This window comes from Cohnella sp. SGD-V74, assembly GCF_003001675.1.
Taxonomy (GTDB): Bacteria; Bacillota; Bacilli; order Paenibacillales; family Paenibacillaceae; genus Cohnella.
Genome location: NZ_PVYW01000010.1, coordinates 127,758 through 146,429 on the forward strand (window position 1 = coordinate 127,758; position 18,672 = coordinate 146,429).

The 18,672-nt window shown below is 57.7% G+C and carries 15 protein-coding genes; 7 read left to right on the forward strand and 8 right to left on the reverse strand.

Features of this window, described 5'->3' with window-relative positions:
* Positions 1 to 26: 26 nt before the first annotated feature.
* The 7 genes from pepV to B0G52_RS16540 form a co-directional block, all read right to left on the reverse strand.
* A complete protein-coding gene (pepV, locus tag B0G52_RS16510; protein WP_094046240.1) occupies positions 27 to 1,535 on the reverse strand; it encodes a dipeptidase PepV in 1,509 nt (502 codons plus the stop codon).
* The gene (locus B0G52_RS16515; RefSeq protein WP_198960663.1) at positions 1,532 to 2,587 is read right to left on the reverse strand and encodes an asparaginase; all 1,056 of its coding nucleotides are present in this window, start codon (positions 2,585 to 2,587) and stop codon (positions 1,532 to 1,534) included. The genes pepV and B0G52_RS16515 overlap by 4 nt, the downstream gene beginning before the upstream one ends.
* A 14-nt stretch (positions 2,588 to 2,601) precedes the next feature.
* Positions 2,602 to 3,879 (reverse strand): alpha-L-fucosidase, encoded by a 1,278-nt coding sequence (locus B0G52_RS16520; protein WP_094046242.1) that lies wholly within the window; start codon positions 3,877 to 3,879, stop codon positions 2,602 to 2,604.
* A gap of 332 nt (positions 3,880 to 4,211) precedes the next feature.
* Complete coding sequence (locus B0G52_RS16525) at positions 4,212 to 5,894, reverse strand: ABC transporter substrate-binding protein (protein ID WP_094046244.1); 1,683 nt, start codon at positions 5,892 to 5,894, stop codon at positions 4,212 to 4,214.
* 31 nt (positions 5,895 to 5,925) lie between these two features.
* Positions 5,926 to 6,822 carry a carbohydrate ABC transporter permease gene (locus B0G52_RS16530; protein WP_094046246.1) on the reverse strand — a complete coding sequence of 299 codons (897 nt, stop codon included), beginning with the start codon at positions 6,820 to 6,822 and terminating at the stop codon, positions 5,926 to 5,928.
* A 14-nt stretch (positions 6,823 to 6,836) separates the two neighbouring features.
* Positions 6,837 to 7,751 carry an ABC transporter permease gene (locus B0G52_RS16535; RefSeq protein WP_233162733.1) on the reverse strand — a complete coding sequence of 305 codons (915 nt, stop codon included), beginning with the start codon at positions 7,749 to 7,751 and terminating at the stop codon, positions 6,837 to 6,839.
* Positions 7,752 to 7,912: 161 nt separating this feature from the next.
* Entirely contained in the window at positions 7,913 to 10,213 is a 2,301-nt protein-coding gene (locus tag B0G52_RS16540; RefSeq protein ID WP_094046248.1) for a helix-turn-helix domain-containing protein, read from the reverse strand.
* A gap of 193 nt (positions 10,214 to 10,406) precedes the next feature.
* Between B0G52_RS16540 and B0G52_RS16545 the strand changes: the two genes are divergently transcribed.
* From B0G52_RS16545 to B0G52_RS16565, 5 genes are all read left to right on the forward strand, one after another.
* Positions 10,407 to 11,936, forward strand: coding sequence for a spore germination protein (locus B0G52_RS16545; protein ID WP_233162734.1), 1,530 nt, complete (start codon positions 10,407 to 10,409; stop codon positions 11,934 to 11,936).
* Positions 11,933 to 13,048 (forward strand): GerAB/ArcD/ProY family transporter, encoded by a 1,116-nt coding sequence (locus tag B0G52_RS16550; protein ID WP_094046250.1) that lies wholly within the window; start codon positions 11,933 to 11,935, stop codon positions 13,046 to 13,048. Before B0G52_RS16545 ends, B0G52_RS16550 begins: the two co-directional genes overlap by 4 nt.
* Positions 13,032 to 14,192 carry a Ger(x)C family spore germination protein gene (locus tag B0G52_RS16555; protein ID WP_094046252.1) on the forward strand — a complete coding sequence of 387 codons (1,161 nt, stop codon included), beginning with the start codon at positions 13,032 to 13,034 and terminating at the stop codon, positions 14,190 to 14,192. Before B0G52_RS16550 ends, B0G52_RS16555 begins: the two co-directional genes overlap by 17 nt.
* A gap of 3 nt (positions 14,193 to 14,195) precedes the next feature.
* A complete protein-coding gene (locus tag B0G52_RS16560; protein ID WP_094046254.1) occupies positions 14,196 to 14,402 on the forward strand; it encodes a hypothetical protein in 207 nt (68 codons plus the stop codon).
* Between the two features lie 113 nt (positions 14,403 to 14,515).
* A complete protein-coding gene (locus B0G52_RS16565) occupies positions 14,516 to 15,016 on the forward strand; it encodes a hypothetical protein (RefSeq protein WP_094046256.1) in 501 nt (166 codons plus the stop codon).
* Between the two features lie 620 nt (positions 15,017 to 15,636).
* Here the strand turns inward: B0G52_RS16565 and B0G52_RS16570 are convergent.
* Positions 15,637 to 16,512: a helix-turn-helix transcriptional regulator gene (locus B0G52_RS16570; RefSeq protein WP_094046258.1), complete on the reverse strand. Its 876-nt coding sequence runs from the start codon at positions 16,510 to 16,512 to the stop codon at positions 15,637 to 15,639.
* 154 nt (positions 16,513 to 16,666) lie between these two features.
* Between B0G52_RS16570 and B0G52_RS16575 the strand changes: the two genes are divergently transcribed.
* Both B0G52_RS16575 and B0G52_RS16580 read left to right on the forward strand, forming a co-directional pair.
* Positions 16,667 to 18,055: an MATE family efflux transporter gene (locus tag B0G52_RS16575; RefSeq protein ID WP_233162736.1), complete on the forward strand. Its 1,389-nt coding sequence runs from the start codon at positions 16,667 to 16,669 to the stop codon at positions 18,053 to 18,055.
* 138 nt (positions 18,056 to 18,193) lie between these two features.
* Positions 18,194 to 18,649: a Dps family protein gene (locus B0G52_RS16580; protein WP_094046260.1), complete on the forward strand. Its 456-nt coding sequence runs from the start codon at positions 18,194 to 18,196 to the stop codon at positions 18,647 to 18,649.
* Positions 18,650 to 18,672: the final 23 nt, after the last annotated feature.

The following is an 18,672-nucleotide window of genomic DNA, read 5'->3' on the forward strand; positions in this document are numbered from 1 at the left end:
CAGCCGCCGTGAGCTCATCTATCCGTTCAACGATGTCGATCCTCATTTCCGTCGACTTCCTTCCCATAGTCGATGTTCGCAAGCTCGTAGATCGCTTCGGCATACAGAGCCGTCGCCCGCAGCAGACTGTCGATGGAGATCCATTCGTCCGGCTGATGCGCCGTATCCTCTTCGCCAGGGAACAGCGGACCGAAGGCGACGCAGCCCGGCAGCTTGCAGGCGTAGGTGCCGCCGCCGGTCGAGAGCAGCGTGGCCGGCTGTCCGGTCTGCTCCGTATAGATGCGCTGCAGCGCCCGGATCATCGGATGATCGGCGGGCACTTCGTGCGGAGGCTTGACGATCGGCGGTGTGAGGAAGAAACCGTAAGGCCGCACCCTCTCTTCCAGCGCGGCCGCAAGCTCCTCGCCGTCCGCGCTGGACGGAAACCGGATGTTGAGCTGGAAGAACGCCTCATCCGAGCTCGGCGCGTAACGGAGCAAGCCGACGTTGACGGTGAGCGCCCCGGTCGCTTCGTCCCGGCAGGCGATTCCGAGCGCTCCCCCGTCCGTGTCCGAGGCGAGCAGCTCGACCGCACCGCGCACGAACCGTTCGTCATCGCCGCCCAGCGGCTGACTTCCGAGAAACTCCAATAGCTTCAGTCCCGCGTTGACACCAATCTCCGGTACCATGCCGTGCGCGGACTTGCCTTCCATTCGCAGAATTGTCGCGCATTCCGGCAATTGCAGGTCGGTCGAGGTAGAGCCGCTCAGCCCGCGCTCGGAGCAATAGGACCAGAACTCGGATACGACCGCAGCCAGCCGGTCCTTCGAGCCGTGCACGATCGCTTCGGCGGCGTCCGGCACCATGTTCGCGGCGATGCCGGAACGGAAGCGGCACAGCTTAAGCGCCGCGCCGCCGTCACCGTCTCCGGTTAAGCGAAGCATCATGCCCGTGTTGATCTGCCCCTTCTCCGCGTGGACGATCGGGAAATCGGCGTCCGGAGTGAATCCGGCGAGCGGAGGACGCTCGTGGCGATTGTACGCGTCCATGCAGTTCATGCCGGTCTCTTCGTCGGTTCCGAAAATCAGCCGGACCCGATGCTTCAGCGGAAGGCCGAGCTCCTTCACGATAAGCAGTCCGTAGAACGCGGCCAGCGCCGGTCCCTTGTCGTCGAGGGAGCCGCGCGCGTACAGCCGGCCGCCGCGTACGGACGCCTCGAAGGGAGGGGACTTCCATTCCCCGCTGGCGGGCACGACGTCGACATGGCTGAGCACGGCGATGTAGTCGTCCCGATTTTCCTGGCCTTCCGCAAGGCTCTCCGGGCCGTCATAGTCGGCATAACCGACGATTCCTTCGAGCGCCGAAGTCGCCAGTCCGTGCTTCCCGGCCAGCTCCAGCACCCAAGCCAGAGCTCTGGCGGACTGCTCGCCGAGAGGGGCGTCCGGTCCGGCGGACGACTCGTCCTTCACGCTCGGAATCGCAAGGAGAGACGACAAGTCGCGCAGCAGCGCGTCTTGCCGTCCCCGGGCTTCTTCCAACCAGTCGATCCGCCTCATATCTGTTCACCCCGCCGCAGCTGGATGACGCTGCGGTTTTCGCCGATAACCCGTCCGTTGTCGTTGAGAATGTTCGGCGAGCCAATCCGGTACATCCGGTCGATCGTCTCGCGGTTGCTGTAGCCGATCTGCTCCAGAATCGAAGCGACCGCGATCGGCCATTCGTCCTCCGAACCGTCGACGACTTTCAGCGCGAAGCCGAGCCGTTCCTTCTTCAGGCCGAAGCAGTAGATGCCTTTGGCCCCGCCTTTGGCGACGATATTGTCGTCCATGAGCAGATTCGGGCAGATCAGATACTCGGCCGAAATCATGTTCGGGTAGGCGTTCATCAGGTCCGTAACTTTGCGGACCGCGTCGCGGAGCGCGGGATCGGCGATCAGATCCGGGCAGGCCAGCTTAAGGAAGGCGGTCGCCATGCTGCGCAGCGGCATGCCGAATACCGGGAAGCCGCAGCCGTCGGTGCCGATCCGGATGTCCTCCTGCGGAAGCTCCGCCAGCTCGGCGGCCAGCGCAGCGATCCGCCGCTGGGCCGGGTGGTCGGGCGAATCGTAGTCGTCCAGAGAATAGCCCATGCCGATGCAAGTGGCGAGCACGCCGAGGTGCTTGCCCGAGCAGTTGTGGTAGATGCGCCGCTGGGGCAGGCGCTCGGCGACGAGCGCGTCCCGGGCAGACGCGTCCAGGGGATAGGTCGGCTTGCAGACGAGCGCTCCTTCGTCCAGGCCCAGCTTGCCGAGCATGCCTTCGAGCGCGTTCACGTGATAGGGAAGCGCCCGATGCGAAGCCATCATGATCGCCTGCTCCTCCGGCGTGAATCCGAACTTCTCGTCGAAGCCCTCCAGGAAAAAGGGCAAAGCCTGGATCGGCTTGGCCGCCGAACGCATGAACGTAATCGCGTCCGGATCGCCGTACTGCCAGACGATGTCGCCCGTCTCATTCACGGCGCACGCATGCCCGTAGTGGACGTTCTCCACAACACCCCCGCGGTACTCCAGCACGAGAGGCTCGGCGCCGTTCGCCAAGCCTTCTCCGAGTCCGCCTGTCAACTTGCTCATCTGTTTTGTTCCTCCTATGGAAGGAGCTCCAGTTCGATTACGGTATCCCTCTCGTCGGGCAGCCGCGCGCCTTTCAGCGTAATGAACGCGCCGCTGTCGATGTCGGAATACTGTTCCGCCATCCAAGGGAGCTCCACTTTTAATTCGGTTCCGTCGCGAAGCAGCCGCGCCCGCTTGATCTTGCCCTTCAGCCCGGCGAAATAAACCGGTCCGATGCCGCGGTCGAAGACGTGCGCGTACAGCTTATCACCTCTCTGAGTATAACGGCCCCACTCCGGCTTGGCTAGATCCGAAGCGCCGCATCCGTAAATGCTGTCCCCGTTTAATCTCAGCCATTCTCCGACCTCCGCCAGCACGTCGAGAGATTCGCGCGTAATTTCGCCCTTGGCGTCCGGTCCGACGTTGAGCAGCAGGTTGCCGTTTTTGCTGACGCATTCGACCAGCGTGCGGATGACCTGCGCGGCGGACTTGTACTCCCGATCCGCGGAGTGGTAGCCCCAGTTGTCGTTCAGCGTAATGCAAGCCTCCCACGGGATCGAAGCGCCGTTGGCGTCAACGATGCCGCCCGGCGGGATGATCTGCTCCGGAGAATAGAAGTCGCCGGCATATTCTTCAGGCTCCGCCGCGCGGATGTCTCCGCCCAGCCGATTGTCGATAATGATATCCGGCTGAATCGAGCGGATCATGCGCACGAGCTCGGTCGCTCTCCATTTCTCCCCGGTCATGTCGTCGTAGGAGAAGTCGAACCACATAATATCGATCTTGCCGTAGTTCGTCAGCAGCTCGCGCACTTGGCCGTGCATGTAGTCCAGGTAACGGTCGAAGTCGATCGGCTTGTCCTTGGCCGCTTCGTTGTCCCGATCGGGGTGGATGCGGTCGCGGTAGCCCGGATAGTCGGGATGATTCCAGTCGATGATCGAATAGTAGAGACCGACAGCCAGCCCTTCGGCGCGGAAAGCGTCGACGTATTCGCGAATCAGATCGCGTCCGGCCGGCGTGTTCGTCACCTTGAAGTCGGTCAGCTTGCTGTCGAACAGGCAGAAGCCGTCGTGATGCTTCGTGGTCAGCACCGCGTATTTCTGTCCGGCCGCCTTGGCGGCGCGAGCCCAAGCTCTCGGGTCGTACCGGGACGCGTCGAATTCGTCGAAGTAGACCTTGTATTGCTCGAAGCTCATTTTCTCGTTGCCGCGAATCCATTCTCCCCGCGCCGGAATCGAGTACAGCCCCCAATGAATGAACATGCCGAACCGATCGCGCAGAAATTCTCTCGTTCTTTCTTCTCTCGTGCTCATTAGCGGACAACCTCCTAAATATCTTCTCCCGGGATGGACGGAGGGGGAGCCCATAAGCAAAGTTGCTAGAGATGATCGATATATAAAGTAAGGGGTATGTGTCTCCCGGAGACTGCCTCATACGCTCCTGAAATTACCTTGTCACGGGTTTACCGCAAACATTTCAGGAAACGCTTTTGGGGCCCCCGCAAAGTAATCGGAATAAGCTTCGTAGCTTAACGTCACTTTGTGGGGAGTCTTGCATCGGAGGGAGATACATACCCCTTGCACCTTTAACATCGATTATCTTTCACGGCAACTTGATTGGCTTATGGGACAGCCCTCCGACCCGCTTATTTTTTAATTTGAGCGTCGTAAGCTTCTTGATAGATTTGGATCAGACGGTTCAGATTCATGCTGTCGAGCGTCTTGAGATACGTGTCCCAATCTTTCTCGACGTCCGCGTCGCCGGTGACGAAGCGGGCGAGCATTTCCTCTACGTAGTCGTTGACCGTCTTCGAGAGATCGGCGATTTCGGTTGCCTGCTCGTTCGTCATGAACAGAGGAGGAACGGTCGCGTAGGTGCCCGATTTGTAAGGCTCGTAGTTGTTTTTCGTTTCGTTGTAGAGAATGACTTCGAGATCGTCGTCGCCCTTGCTGACCGCGCTCAGGCGGAATTCGTTGGAGCGAAGAGCCGGGCCGGTCTGCGCCCAGTTGACGTTCTGGACTTCGCCGAACGACTTCAGCTCGGACCATTTGGCCGGTTGGCCGTTAATGCCGATCTCGCCTTCCGTCGCGTTGCGCCATTCCTGATCCGGACGGCCGTAGTTGCTGCGCAGCGTGTGCTCGTATTCGTACAAGCCGTCGGCCCAGCGAAGCGCGACCTCGGGATTTTTCGCCTTGTTCGTAATCAGGAAAGATCCGGTCGTCAGGCTCGTCGCGTCCGTAGGAGCGTACTGAGCGCCGTTCGGGCCTTTCAGCACGGGAACCGTCTTATACTCGTTCCAGCGTCCGCTCTCGCCGAGAAGCTGCGTGAATACGCCTTGGTGGCCGCCGGTAGAGGCGCCGAGCAGAGGAACGTCCGGATTTTCCCCGACCTGGATGAGCTGGTTGTCGTCCTGCGTGAACGATTCCGGCGTGATCAGACCTTCGGAGTAGAGCTTGTTCAGGTATTTCAGGCCTTCCTTCCATTCCGGCTTCGTGTACGAGACGTCAAGCTTGCCGTCCTGGACGAACAGCCGCTTCGTCGTGCCGTAGATCGGGTTGTAGATGAACGAGTTCATCAGGAAGCCGTCGATGGAAGATCTCCAGGACTTCGGAGAGATGGACAGCGCGACTTCGTCCGCTTTGCCGTTGTCGTTCGGGTCCTGCGTCTTGAACGCCTTAAGCACGTCGTACAGCTCTTCGGTTGTCGTCGGCATTTTCAAGCCCAGCTTGTCGAGCCACGGCTGGTAGATCCACATTTTCTGACTCATCGAGCAGTGATAGCATTCGTTGACTTCCGGCAAGGAGTAGATGTTGCCGCCCGGAGCGGTGATCGCTTCCTTGATGTCCGGACGTTCGGCGAACAGCTTCTTCGTCTGCGTGCCTTGGCTCTCGATCAGGTCGTTCAAAGGCAGGAACACGCCTTGCGAGCCATAGATCATCTCTTGCGCCGGGGACACGTTCATGCCGAAGATGACGTCCGGATAGTCTTCGCTGGCGAGCACGAGGTTCAGCTTCTCCTGCATGCTCTGCTCCGGAACGACTTCCCATTCAATGTGGACGTTCGTTTTCTCTTCGTACCATTTGGTGAATTCGTTGGTCGAGAAATCTTCGACGAGCGGATTGCCGCGCACCATGACTTTCAGCGTTACTTTTTCCTTCGTAATCGGATAAGTGCCAGGCTCGGTCAGCAGCCCGCCGTCCGCGCTTGCGCTCCCCGCAGGGGCGCTGGAGGAGGCGGAGCCTCCGTCGTTCTTGGAACCGGAGCAAGCGGCCAGAACCGTGGATAACAGCAATACAGTCGCGATCAAGCTGAACAAGGATTTCTTCATATAGACCCTCCCGAAGTGATTGCGAATTAAATTAGCCTTTAATCGAACCGATCATGACGCCTTTGACGAAAAACTTCTGAACGAACGGATACACGAGCATAAGAGGGACGGACGAGATGACGATCAGCGAGTACTTGAGCAGCTCGCGCAAGCCTTGACGGGCCGCCGCCGATTTGACGTCTCCCAGCATGTCGATCCGAACTTCGTTCTGGACGAGAATGTCTCTGAGAATCAATTGGAGCGGATACAATTGCGGGTCTTTCAAGTAGATCATCGCGTTAAAATATTGATTCCAGTGGCCGACCGCATAGAAGAGCGCGATAACGGCGATAATCGGTCCCGACAGCGGCACGACGATCTTCAGCAGAAAGCGGAAATCGTTGCAGCCGTCGATCTGCGACGCCTCCAGCAGCTCGCCCGGAATCGTCGTCTGGAAGTAGGTGCGCATAATGATGACGTTCCATACCGACAGCGCGGTCGGTATCAGCATCGCCCATACGGTGTCGATCATATGCAAGTCTTTCACGACGAAATAAGTCGGGATAAGCCCTCCGTTGAACATCATCGTGAAGACGAACAGCAGCATGAACTTGTTCCGTCCCCGGAAGTCTTTGCGCGACAGCGGGTAAGCGGCCAGAATCGACAGGACGACGTTGATGAACGTTCCTGCGACCGTATAGAAGAACGTGTTCTGGAAGCCCGTCAGGATGTTCTTGTTCTTGAATACGGCTTTGTAGCCGTCGAGCGACGGTTCCACAGGCCACAGCCACACTTTGCCCGACAGGACGGCATAGCTGGAGCTGAAGGAAGCGCTTACGACATAGACGAGCGGATACAGCACGACGATGAGCACGATCGTCAGCATAATGTAATTGACGACGTTGAAGGCGCGGTCTCCGCCCGACTCCCGAATCGGCTTGGCATGCATGGCTTTCGTTCCTCCTACCATAGGCTTTCCTGCCCCACTTTCTTGGCCGTCTGATTTACGACGATGAGCAGTACGAATCCTATGACGGCTTTGAACAGGCCGATGGCGGTCGCGTAAGAGAAATTAAGCGCTTGCGAAACGAGCCCGATCTTGTACACGTAGGTGTCGATGACTTCGGAGGCTCGCAGATTCAGCGCATTTTGCATCAGCAAAATTTTCTCGAAGCCGGTCTCCATGATCTGACCCGTGTTCAGAATAAGCAGAATGACCGCGATCGGCATAATGCCGGGCAAGTCGATATGCCGCATGCGCTGCACCTTGCTCGCGCCGTCCATGACGGCGGCCTCGTGAAGCGAAGGATCGATGCCGGCCAACGCCGCCAAGTAGATAATGCAGGCGAATCCGACGTTCTGCCATACATGGGACCAGACGTAGATCGACTGGAACATGCCGGCTTGGCCCATGAAGTTGATCGGATCTACGCCGAACCAGCCCAGGAACGAGTTGATAATGCCGGTCCGAGGGTCGAGAAACTGGAACAGCAAACCGACCACGACGACCAATGAAATGAAATAAGGCGCGTAGGTGACCATCTGTACCGTTTTCTTGAACCGCTCGTGCTTCACATAATTCAATCCCAGAGCCAGCAGGATGGGAAAGGGGAAGCTGGCGATTAACGTGTAGAAGCTGATGGACAGCGTGTTTCTCAGCAATCTCCAGAATTCATAGGAATTAAAGAAACGCTCGAAGTGGGCGAATCCGACCCATGGGCTTCCGAACATGCCTTTGGTGACAGTGAACTGCTTGAACGCGATAACGTTTCCAAACATCGGTACGTACTTGAATACGATGATGTAAAGAAGCGGCAGAGCGAACAGCGCGTACAACTGCCAGCCTTTCCTTACATCGGTCAAGGTTCTCAGCTGCAATCCCCCCTCGGCTTAAGACTTGTTGTTTCCGGCCGGTGATTCGAAGTATAGAGGGGGGCGAGCTTGTTCGTAAAGAAGACAAAATCAAGGACTATGCACGAATTTAGAATGGTCTGTAAGCGCTTTTATTCCACATTCATAGACTATTCAATTGTTTAGAATCAGCCTCGGGAATTGCGGCGAAACTCCGTGGCGCTAAGGCCGTTCGCCCTTTTGAAGGCGCGGCTGAACGAGTTGAGGGAATAGTAGCCGACCCAGGCGGAAATCTCGCTGACGGGCATCTCGCTCTCGGTCAGCATCCGCTTGGCGTGACCCATGCGCACGTTCTCCAGATAGTCGGAGAAGTTCACGCCGGTCTGTTCCTTGAAGAAATAGGAGATGTACGCTTCCGACGTATTGAAACGGTCGGCCAAGGTGGTCAGGCTGAGATCGGTCTGCATGTAATGCTCGTCCAGGTAACGGATCAAGTCGTCCTTAAGCTGGTTGTTGTGGCTCTTCTTCCGGTCGTGCTGGCCTTGGCAGAGCAGCAGGAACCCGTCGGACAGCTGGCCGAAAGCGAGCTTCGCCGGACGGCCGGATTCGGAGGCGACCAGGGCCGAATGGATTTTCTCGTTCTGCCGCTCCGTTTCCGTCGCGGCTTGCTCCAGGCATTTCAGCAGCGTGCCGGTCATTTCGTTGACGAGAATTTTGCCGACGGCGGCCGGCAGATTCGGTTGATCGAGATTGTTCTCGCGGATTTGGCCGAGCAGAGCTTCGGTCTCGGCGACGCTGCCGGACTTGACCAGATTGATCAGCCGCTGCTCGACGTCGGGCGGGTAGTAGTAAGCCGGAAGGGCAGGGCTGTCTTCGTCGTCTTGCGTCACGATCGTGCGCTCCTCGGACCAGCTGGCCCGCTGCAGCAGCAGACGGGCTTCCTCGTACGAGCGGCTGATCTCGGTCATCTCCAGATAACAGCCTCCGACGGCGGCGTAGGTCTGCGCGTTCAGCGCGCCGACGATGCGGTTCTGCAGCTCCTTGAGCATACGGCGGATTTCGTCCAGATAAGCTTCCGGAGACTCCGAATCGCCGTTAAACAGCAGACCGATCTGATTTTCCCCGAGATCGTGGGTCGAGATCGTCTTGCCGAACCCTTTGGAGATCATGTCGCGTATGGCGATTTTGCGGAAATCGAGCTCGGTAAGCATCGCTTCGTTATAGGAGCCGTCGTAGCCGGCGATGACCAGAATGCCGACGGAGAAGCGGCTGCCTTCCCACGATTGCCGGGAGTGCTCCATGGCGACGGCGATGTCTTTGTTGGACAAATAGTGTCCGCGAAGCAGACGGTCGTAAAATCCGCTGCGAATCAGCGGAACCTGCTGCTCCATCTTCTCGGACAGAAAGTCGTTGCTGTGCACGAGATTGGTGACGGAGGCGCGAATCTGGTCCCAGGCGTTGCGCTGCGGGGGCGCTTCCGCGCCCGTCCGCTGGCTGGGCAGGACGCGCAGCAGCATCCAGAGCGGACGGCTGTTGCGGTAGGAGAACAGCAGCGCGGCGAGCAGGCCGAAGCCGAGGCCGAGCAGAATGATCGTCAGGATGAGCTGCTTGAAGTAGCGCACCTGCTGAAGGACGTACGCCTCGGGCTGCGCGGACAAATATGTCCAGCCGTTGTAGCGGGACGTTGTTTTCGTCACGAGCATGCTGCTGCCTTCGATGTTGAGCTGGGAGAAGCCGTCCGGCAGGTCCTTCGACCATCCGATATCGGTATTCGAGCCGATCCGGCTGATGATGTCGCCCTTGCTGTCGGCGATAAAGGCGAAACCCCCGTTGCTCGAATCGAGCTTGTGCAGCAGGCTGCGGATCTGATTGTCGTCGATCAGCATCAGGACGACGCCGGAGCGCTCCCGGGTTCCGAACGACTGCATGTAGGTAACGACGGAATGGGGTTTGCCCCGATAGACGGCGGGCTGCCCGGGAAGGAACGTCTTGCGTCCGGCGGCGGCCGTCAGGCTGCTTGCCCATTCTTCGTAAGATTGGTCGGCATAGCGAAACTCCAAATCGTAAAACTGCCGAAGCGAATGCGAAGTGTCCGGAGAGATGACGGCTCCGCTGCGGGGGTAGGCGACATAATAGTCCAGAATAAAGTGGTTAAACAAAGGATAGTCGAACAGATCTTTGCGCAGCTCCAGAATGCGAACCGGATTCGTACCGTAGAAAGGTCTGTCCACGTACTGGAAGTTCAGCGCCTTCGGGCTGCTCGACACTTGCTCGGCGATCGTCTCCAGCTCTTCGAACCGTCGGTCCATAATTTCCTTCGTCTGCTCCATAACCGCGTAGGCTGTTTCCTTGGAGTGGTTTTCCACCAGCGCCGAGGTTCTGTCGTAGGCGTACAGCGCGACGGCCAAGAAGCCGGCCAGCAGAATGCCGTACGGGACGAAGAAGTGAATCCATACCTTCATGCTTCCGCGTTGCTTGTCAATGCTCATGAAACGGACTCCCCCTGATGTCTTCTGTGTAAGGGTTTTCTAAAATGATAACAAATATCGCCGTCCAGCGGTATGCAAATGAGAGCTGTATTTTTCTTCCGGTCGCGGGAGCGGGGGCTGCGGTTAAATCAGGAAGGGTTGGATATATTAAAAGGAAATTCGAGCCAAGCGCCCGCGCAAGGAGGAGATGGGCATGAGCGAGTCGGCGAGCGACGATAAGCGCGGAGAAAGTTACGTCTTCCCGGACATGCAGGAAAACATCGGCCATATTCGGCGAATGCTCGGGGACCCGGCGGACCTTGTCATTCGCATCATCAGCATCGGCGGGGGCGAGAGAAGCTGCGCGCTCGCTTTTCTCTCCGGGCTGTCGGACAAGGCGGTCATCGACGAACAGATCGTCCGGCAGATTCTGAAAGCGGGACGATTCGGGCAAGAGGATACGGGCATGGACATCTCGGAGGTGCTGGGCGGTCTTCGGAACGAGACGATGTCGGTGTCCCAGGTTCTCGAAGTCAACCTCTGGAGCGATGTCATCAAAGCGGTTCTGTACGGAGATACGGCGATGTTCCTGGAGGGAGCGGACGACGTTCTGCTGATCGGCACCCAGAATTGGAAGGAACGGAGCATTGATGAACCGCCTACAGAAGCGCTGGTTCGGGGGCCAAGGGAAGGGTTCACGGAGAAGATCGAGACCAATATCGGTCTCATCCGCAGAGGCATTCGCGACATGAACTTGCGCTTCGTTTCTTACACGATCGGAAGGCGTTCGCGCAAAACGCTTATTTTGACGTATATCCAAGGCATTATTCATCCGGCCATCGTGGAAGAAGCGCGCAGAAGATTGGATACGATCGACATCGACGACGCTCCGGAATCGGGATTCATCGAGCAATGGATCGAGGACAGCTTCCTGTCCCCGTTCCCTCAATTGCTGCATACGGAGAGGCCGGACAAAGTCAGGGCGGCGCTGCTGCAGGGCAAGGCGGCGGTCATGCTGGAAGGGACTCCGTTCGCGCTTATCCTGCCGACGACGTTCGTGGCGTTGATTCAGTCGCCGGAAGATTATTACGAGCGGTGGCTGATCGGCTCTTTGATCCGGCTGCTGCGTTATCTCGCGGTAATCATCGCCCTTTTCGCTCCCGCGATTTATATCGCTCTCGTCTCCTTCCATCAGGGGATGATTCCGTTTAAGCTGGCGTTCTCGATCGCCGCCGCGCGGGAAGGGGTCCCCTTTCCGGCAATCATAGAGGCGATGGTGATGGAAGGGACGCTCGAGCTTCTGCGCGAGGCGGGCGTGCGGCTTCCCAAGCCGATCGGCCAGACGATCGGCATCGTAGGCGGCCTTGTCATCGGCGAGGCGGCCGTCCAGGCGGGCGTCGTCAGTCCGATCATGGTTATCATCGTCGCCGTGACGGCGATCTCCTCGTTCGCCATTCCGTCCTACAGCGCGGGCATCGCTTTTCGCATGCTCCGGTTCGCGACGATGCTGGCGGCAGGCATATTGGGGCTGTTCGGGATTATTCTGACGTTCATCATGATCAGCACGCACCTCGTCAGGCTGAGAAGCTTCGGCATGCCGTACTCTGCTCCGTTCGCGCCGATGTTCATTACCGACTGGAGGGATTTGGTCATTCGCTCTCCGGTGACTTTTCTGACGAAAAGACCCGAATTCATCCAGACGAAAAATATTAATCGGGCGAACAAGAGAGGAAAGCGTTCATGAAATCGTTCGAATACGGCGACCGGGAGATCGGGACGACCGAGGTGGTCTACGGGGTGAGCAACATGGTCATCGGCTTCGGCGTGCTGACTCTGCCGCGTTCGCTGGCCGCCATGACAGAATCCTCGGACGGTTGGATTTCGCTTATGATCGGAGGAGGCGCGGCGCTTGTCTTCGGCTGGCTGATCGCCTTGCTGTGCGCGCGTTTTCCGAAAATGGGACTCAGCGACATGACGAAGGCGGTCGCCAACGGAGCAGTCGCCAACGTCGTCGCCATGCTGTTCGCTTGCTATACGTTTCTGTTCGTCGGCTACGAGACGAGAGGGTTGGCCAACATCTCCAAGCTGTATCTGTTCGATCGGACGCCGGAGGAAGCGATCTGCCTGTTCTTCCTGCTCGTGCTGGCATACGGGGTGGCGGGGCCGAGCGCGGCGCTGCTGCGTTTGAATCTGATCTTCCTCCCTCTCGTGCTGATTATCGTATTCCTCGTGCTGACGATGAACATTACGTTTTTCAATATGCACAATCTCAAACCGCTGTTCGTCACGGATTGGCAGGACACGCTGAAAGCGACCAAAGGCACCGTGTTCTCCTTTCTCGGCTTCGAAATTTTCCTGTTCTACAACGCTTGGGCCAATCGGCCGAAGGCGATGAAGAAGGCGATTCTCGGCGGGCTTGCGATTCCACTCTTCATTTATTTGATCGTCTTCGTCTTCGTGATCGGGATTTTCGGTTCCGAGGTCACGAAGAATACCCTGTATCCGACGGCCGAATTGGCCAAACAAGTGGAAATTCCCGGGGGATTCTTCGAGAGATTCGAGTCCATCTTCTTTACGATCTGGGTCGTTACTCTATTCAATACGGCGGCGATGGCGTTCGACGTGACTATCATCGCCTTGAGAACCTTGTTCCCCAAACCGAAGCGAATGACCTGGGTGATCTGGCTTTGTCCGTTGATTTACCTCGTCTCCATGCAGCCCCAGAGCGTCACGGAAATCGATACGTTCGGGGAGTGGATCAGCTACGCGGGGCTCGCGATCGGCTGGTGTCTCCCGGCCGTTCTGCTCGGGGTGGCCAAGATGCGGAGGATTAAAGGCAATGAGCAAGCTTCTTAGAGGACTGGTCGCTGCGGCTTCTCTGATCCTGGCAGCGGGATGCTGGGACCGTGTGGAGATCGAAGACCGGGGATTCGTGGTCGGTTCCGCGATCGACGAAGGGAAGGACGGCGCCTACGAGCTAACTTTCCAATACATCGTTCCGAGCGCGATGCAGGGCAAGTCGGCGGGCGGCGGTCATCCTTCTGCCCAATCCTTCCAGAACGTCTCCTCCACCGCGGCGACGCTGTTCAAGGCCGCTCGCAAAATGTCCAACGAGACGAGCCGCCCGCCTTATCTGGAGCACAACAAGATCATTATCGTCTCCGAACGGCTGGCTCGGGCGGGGAAAATACAGGAAGTGCTCGATCTGTTCGTTCGCGATCCGGAGATGAGAAGGGCGGCCAAGCTGATGATCTCTGTCGGCCAAGCGAAGAAGCTGCTGGAAATCAAGCCGCCTATCGAGACGCTTCCCGTGCAATATATCAACTCGACCTCGGAAAATCCGCAGAAGAGCGAGTCAATCGTGCCGGCGACGACGATGGGGCATGTTCATCGCTTTCTGCTCGAAGAGCACAGCTTTGCGATTCCTCGCATTACCCAGACGGACAGCAAGGTTTCTCTGAGCGGGGCGGCGGTGTTCGGCAGCGACAAGAAGATGAAAGGGTTTCTGGACGGGGAAGAAACGACGGGCAAAAATTACTTCAGCGGCACAATCAAGGCGGGAGCCGTGGAAGTCGAGATTGAGGGCAAACCTTTGCTGTTCGAGGTCAAAAGGGCTTCGAGAACGCTGTACGCGAATGTCTCGGATCCGGAATCCCCTGCGTTCACGGTCAACGTTCGCATCGAAGGCAACGTAGGAGAAACGTATTCGCATGTCGATCTGCTCGATCCGCAAGTCATTCGAATGATCGAGAACCGGGTCAGCGACAAGATTCGGGAGATCATGTACGTCGTACTGGAGAAGCTGCAGAAGGAGTACAAAGCCGACGCGATCGGCTTGAGCGATTACTTGAACGAAAACCACTATCGCGTATGGAAGAAAATCGCGGCCGACTGGGATCGCGGCGACCATTTGTTCTCGAAATGCAAAGTCGACGTGAAGGTTCACACCCGATTAAGAATTATCGGCGCCATTGAACGGGTTCAACCGGAGGGGGAATAGGCTTTGGATGCGCTGCTTAAGGAGTTGGGAGATCGGATGCCGACGGCTACCGTGCTCATCAATGCGGCATTGGCGGCAGCCGTGCCGTGGATCGTGTACAGGATTAATCAAGCGTTCCATCGGTACGGCGATCCTCCTTGGAAGCGCGATGAGGAAGAGTGCAGCAACGCAGGGGTCGCCCATGGAAGCGGGAAGGAAGAAGATCGGTGAAATCCGGATATTTGCTGGACGGAGGAAGGCGCGGAGGGTACAATTAATGTAAGCGCAATCATTCAATCGGCTTAAGCAGCGATTCCTTAACGATTCCTATGGAGGCGATCGAAATGGGCACTCGTTTGTTGACCGAGCAATGGATTAGAAGAGAGTATCCGCAGTTGAAGTACGTCAGGGCGCATACGACAGGAAGGAACGCGGCGACGCTGTACGTGTGGAACGAAAGCCTGGAGCTGCCGGAGGCCGACGCCGCTGCGCTGAAGAAGTTCGCGGCAGGCTGCTTGAGTTCTTCGATCTGTTACCGGGTGAAGGCGTATTCGATGCTTCAGGAGGATCGAGTCCCCAAGGATTACGAGCTGCCGGAGCCCGTCGCTCAGGCGGCGATTGACCGGGAGCTGGAGCCGGGAGGCGTGCTGGCGGTCATGAACGGCATACTGGAACCGGGAGTGGTGACGTTTAACCGCTATGATTACATTTCCGGCACGCTGCACTTTCAATTGCTGACGGACCAGACCGTCACGGACATCGAGCGGGAACTGGCGCACCGCTACTTGAGCGAGATGATCCCTCTCGGCACGCGCTGCGAGCTGGAATACCGCTTGGCTAACTAGTAGAGCATTCCAGAAGTAAAATGCGATTGCGCTTGAAGCCGATGCAAACTTACACTCCAACCCGACTCAGCACGGTTGCAACTACTCTGACGTCCCATTCGATGCTCCAACCCGACTCAGCGCGGTTGCAGCTACTCTGACGCCCCATTCGATGCTCCAACCCGACTCAGCGCGGTTGCAGCTACTCTGATGTCCCATTCGATGCTCCAACCCGACTCAGCACGGTTGCAGTGACTCTACCGGCCCTTTCGCCGCTCCAACCCGACTCAGCGCGGTTGCAGCTACTCTGATGTCCCATTCGATGCTCCAACCCGACTCAGCACGGTTGCAGCTACACTGACGTCCCTTTCGCCGCTCCAACCCGACTCAGCACGGTTGCAGCTACGCTGACGTCCCATTCGATGCTCCAACCCGACTCAGCACGGTTGCAGCTACGCTGACGTCCCATTCGATGCTCTAACCCGACTCAGCAAGACTGAGTCAGCCTAGATTCTTTAATATCTTGGTTTTGCTGCTACCTGGACGTCGGCGAACACGTCGCTCTTGAACATCTCCAGAAACCAGACGCTCGTGTCGGTCGTGCCCGCCCGAGATAACGAGAGGATTCGGGAGATCTCTCCCTAAGAGAAGCGTTGGCGGTATTCCCGAGGGGAGAGGCCTTCCGTTTTCAGAAAGCAGGAACTAAAGTAAGGCGCTTGGTTAAAGCCGACCTCTTCGGCGATGCGCGCGATCGGATAGTCGGTCTGCATGAGCAGCAGCTTGCTCTGCTCGATCCGGTAGCGCAGCAGGTAAGCCATCGGAGACAGGCCATATTCCTTCTGCATGCAGCGCGCGACGTAGACCGGATGGAAGTTCAGCGCCTCTCCCAGCGACTTGGCCGTAATCGCTTCGCGATAGCGGCTGCGGAGAAAGGCGGCGGCTTGTTCGGCGCAGGCGACGGCGGGAGATGTGAGCTGGGACTCGATGCTTGCGGACAGCTGCCGCAGCGCTTCCTGGAACAGCACCTGTTGCTTGAACCGCGAAGCGTTCAAGTGAGCTTCGGGGCCAAGGGCGATGATCTGGTCCATCAGCTCTCCGAATCTGCCGGGATGGGCAAGCTTGGCGAATTGGGGCAGTGCGAGCTGGAACGCGCCGGCGTCGAATTTGCGGGATTCGTCCCGGTCGTCGTAAGGTTCGGGAGCTCTTCCGGGAGGCGCGGTATCCGTAGCCCTCCAGCTCCCCATCGTCCGAAAATGCAGCCAGTAGTAGTCGGTCGTTGCCCGGCAGCCCTCCGTGGCGAAATGATAAGCGTCCGGCCGAAGGATGAGCGCGTTCCCTTCCGCGACCTCGTAATGCCGGTCTTCTTCTCCGATATAGAGACAACCTTTCATGACCGCCAACATATCGAACAAACCGATATGCCGCCTGCTCATATGCTTCTCCCCGACGGCGAACTCCGTGCGTCCGCTCGCGATGTAATGCGGCAGCGGGGGCAGGGTAAACTCCAGAAGCTCCATGCTTGGCCTCCTTCCCAATGAGGTTTGTAAAGTGAAAGAAAGAGTTTCAAAACTGAATCACGATTGCGATTAATGCCACTATAATTTGTTTTGCGCACAAAGTCTAATCTGTGCGGAACAAACGGAGCTTACGCGCTTGGCAGGAGTTGTAAACGTGAAAAAGAATAGAAATCCATACGGACTGTGGATGCTGGCATGGCCCATCTTTATTGAAGTGTTGCTGCAGACGCTGCTTGGAACCGTCGATACGGTGATGGTCAGCCGGATTTCGGACGACGCGGTGGCGGTGGTCGGCTTATCGGGGCAATTGTTCGCGGCGCTTACGACGCTGTTCATGACGATCTCGGGCGGCGCGGGCATTCTGATCGCTCAGAAGCTTGGGGCCAAGCGAGGAGAGGACGCAAGGACGATTGCCATCATGAGCTTGACCGTCAGCGGCGTCATCGGCCTGGCGATCAGCGTGCTGTTATACGCGCAAGCGGAAAATTTGGCGGGCATGCTGGGCATCTCGGACGAGTTGCTCCCGCTATGGAACGTCTACGTCTCCTATTTCGGCGGCGGGATGGTGCTGACTGCTCTTATCGCTGCGCTGAGCACGGCGATTCGCAATACGGGCAACACGAGGACGCCGATGTACATCGGGATCGCGATGAACGTCGTTCATATCGTTCTGAACTACGTGCTTATCTTCGGGATGTTCGGATTTCCCGAGTGGGGACTGTTCGGCGTAACGGTGTCGGGCAACGTCAGCCGGCTGATCGCGGTGCTTCTGTTGTTCTATGTTTTCGTCTATTCGTTCGATCGGAAGATCGGGTTCAAGGATTTGCTCGTATTTAAGCCGAAGCTGTTCAAAGAGGTGCTTCATATCGGCTGGCCGCTCGGCGTGAACATGTCCGGATGGGTGTTCTCGCAGCTGGCGATCTACGCGTTTATCGCCATGCTGGGCGCGGCCGAGCTGGCGACGAAAACGTATATGAACACGCTGGAGTCTTTCTGCTTCATGCTCGGCTATGCGATCTCGCTGGCCGTTCAAATTCAAGTCGCTCATCTGTTCGGAGCGGGGAAGACGCGGGAGGCCTACGTCGGCGCTTACCGGGCGCTCGGCATTGGCCTGGGCCTGGCGATGCTGAACGCTCTGCTGCTGTTGGCGACGGGACGGTACTTGCTCGGACTGTTCTCGCAGAACGAAGAGATATTGGCGCTTGGCACTTCCCTGCTGGCGCTGAACTTGCTGCTTCAGCCGGGTAAGGTGCTCAACATGTCTCTTAACAACGCGCTGAATGCGGTTGGCGATACCCGGTATACGATGATGACGGCCCTGTTCTCTTTGTCCCTCGTGGCAACGGCAGGCTCGTACTGGCTGGGCATTCATGCAGGCTGGGGGCTGGCCGGGATCTATTGCTGCATGATCGCCGACGAATGGGTGCGGGGCGTTCTCGTGCTGCGGCGGTGGAAGGGGCAGAAGTATTTGCGCAAGGCGGAGGAGGAGTCTCGGATATCGGACAGCCGAAGAATGGCCGCGGAGACGGGGTTGTCCGTATGAATCCGCCGCGATTCGGGGGGCGGCGTCTTCATCCAATCTTCATGAAACCTTCATCGGACGTTCATGTTAAAAGTTCTTTCCCGTGCTAGAATTAATTTATATTTAGATTAAGTATAAATTAAAACGGGAGGAATTCTCATGAGCACAAATACGAACACAACGACTGTCGGCGCCGTACTGAATCAGCAGATCGCGAACTGGACTGTCCTTCATATGAAGCTTCACAACTATCATTGGTATGTCAAAGGGCCGCAATTTTTCACCCTGCATGCGAAATTCGAGGAACTGTACACCGAAGCGGCCGCCAATGTCGACGTACTGGCGGAGAGATTGCTGGCGACCGGCGGCAACCCGGTGGCGACGTTGGCCGACAGCTTGCGGCTGTCGAGCGTCCGCGAAGCGAGCGGGGACGAGACGGCCGAGAGGATGGCGACGAACGTGGCGGAGGATTTCGCCCAATTGGCCGGCGAGCTGAGACAAGGCATCAAAATCGCCGAGTCGTGCGACGATCAGGATACGGCGGACCTGCTGCTCGGCATGAAAACGAACTTGGAGAAACACGCCTGGATGCTGAACGCTTTCGCCGGGCGCTGACCCGGAGGCGAGTTGCGAAGTCT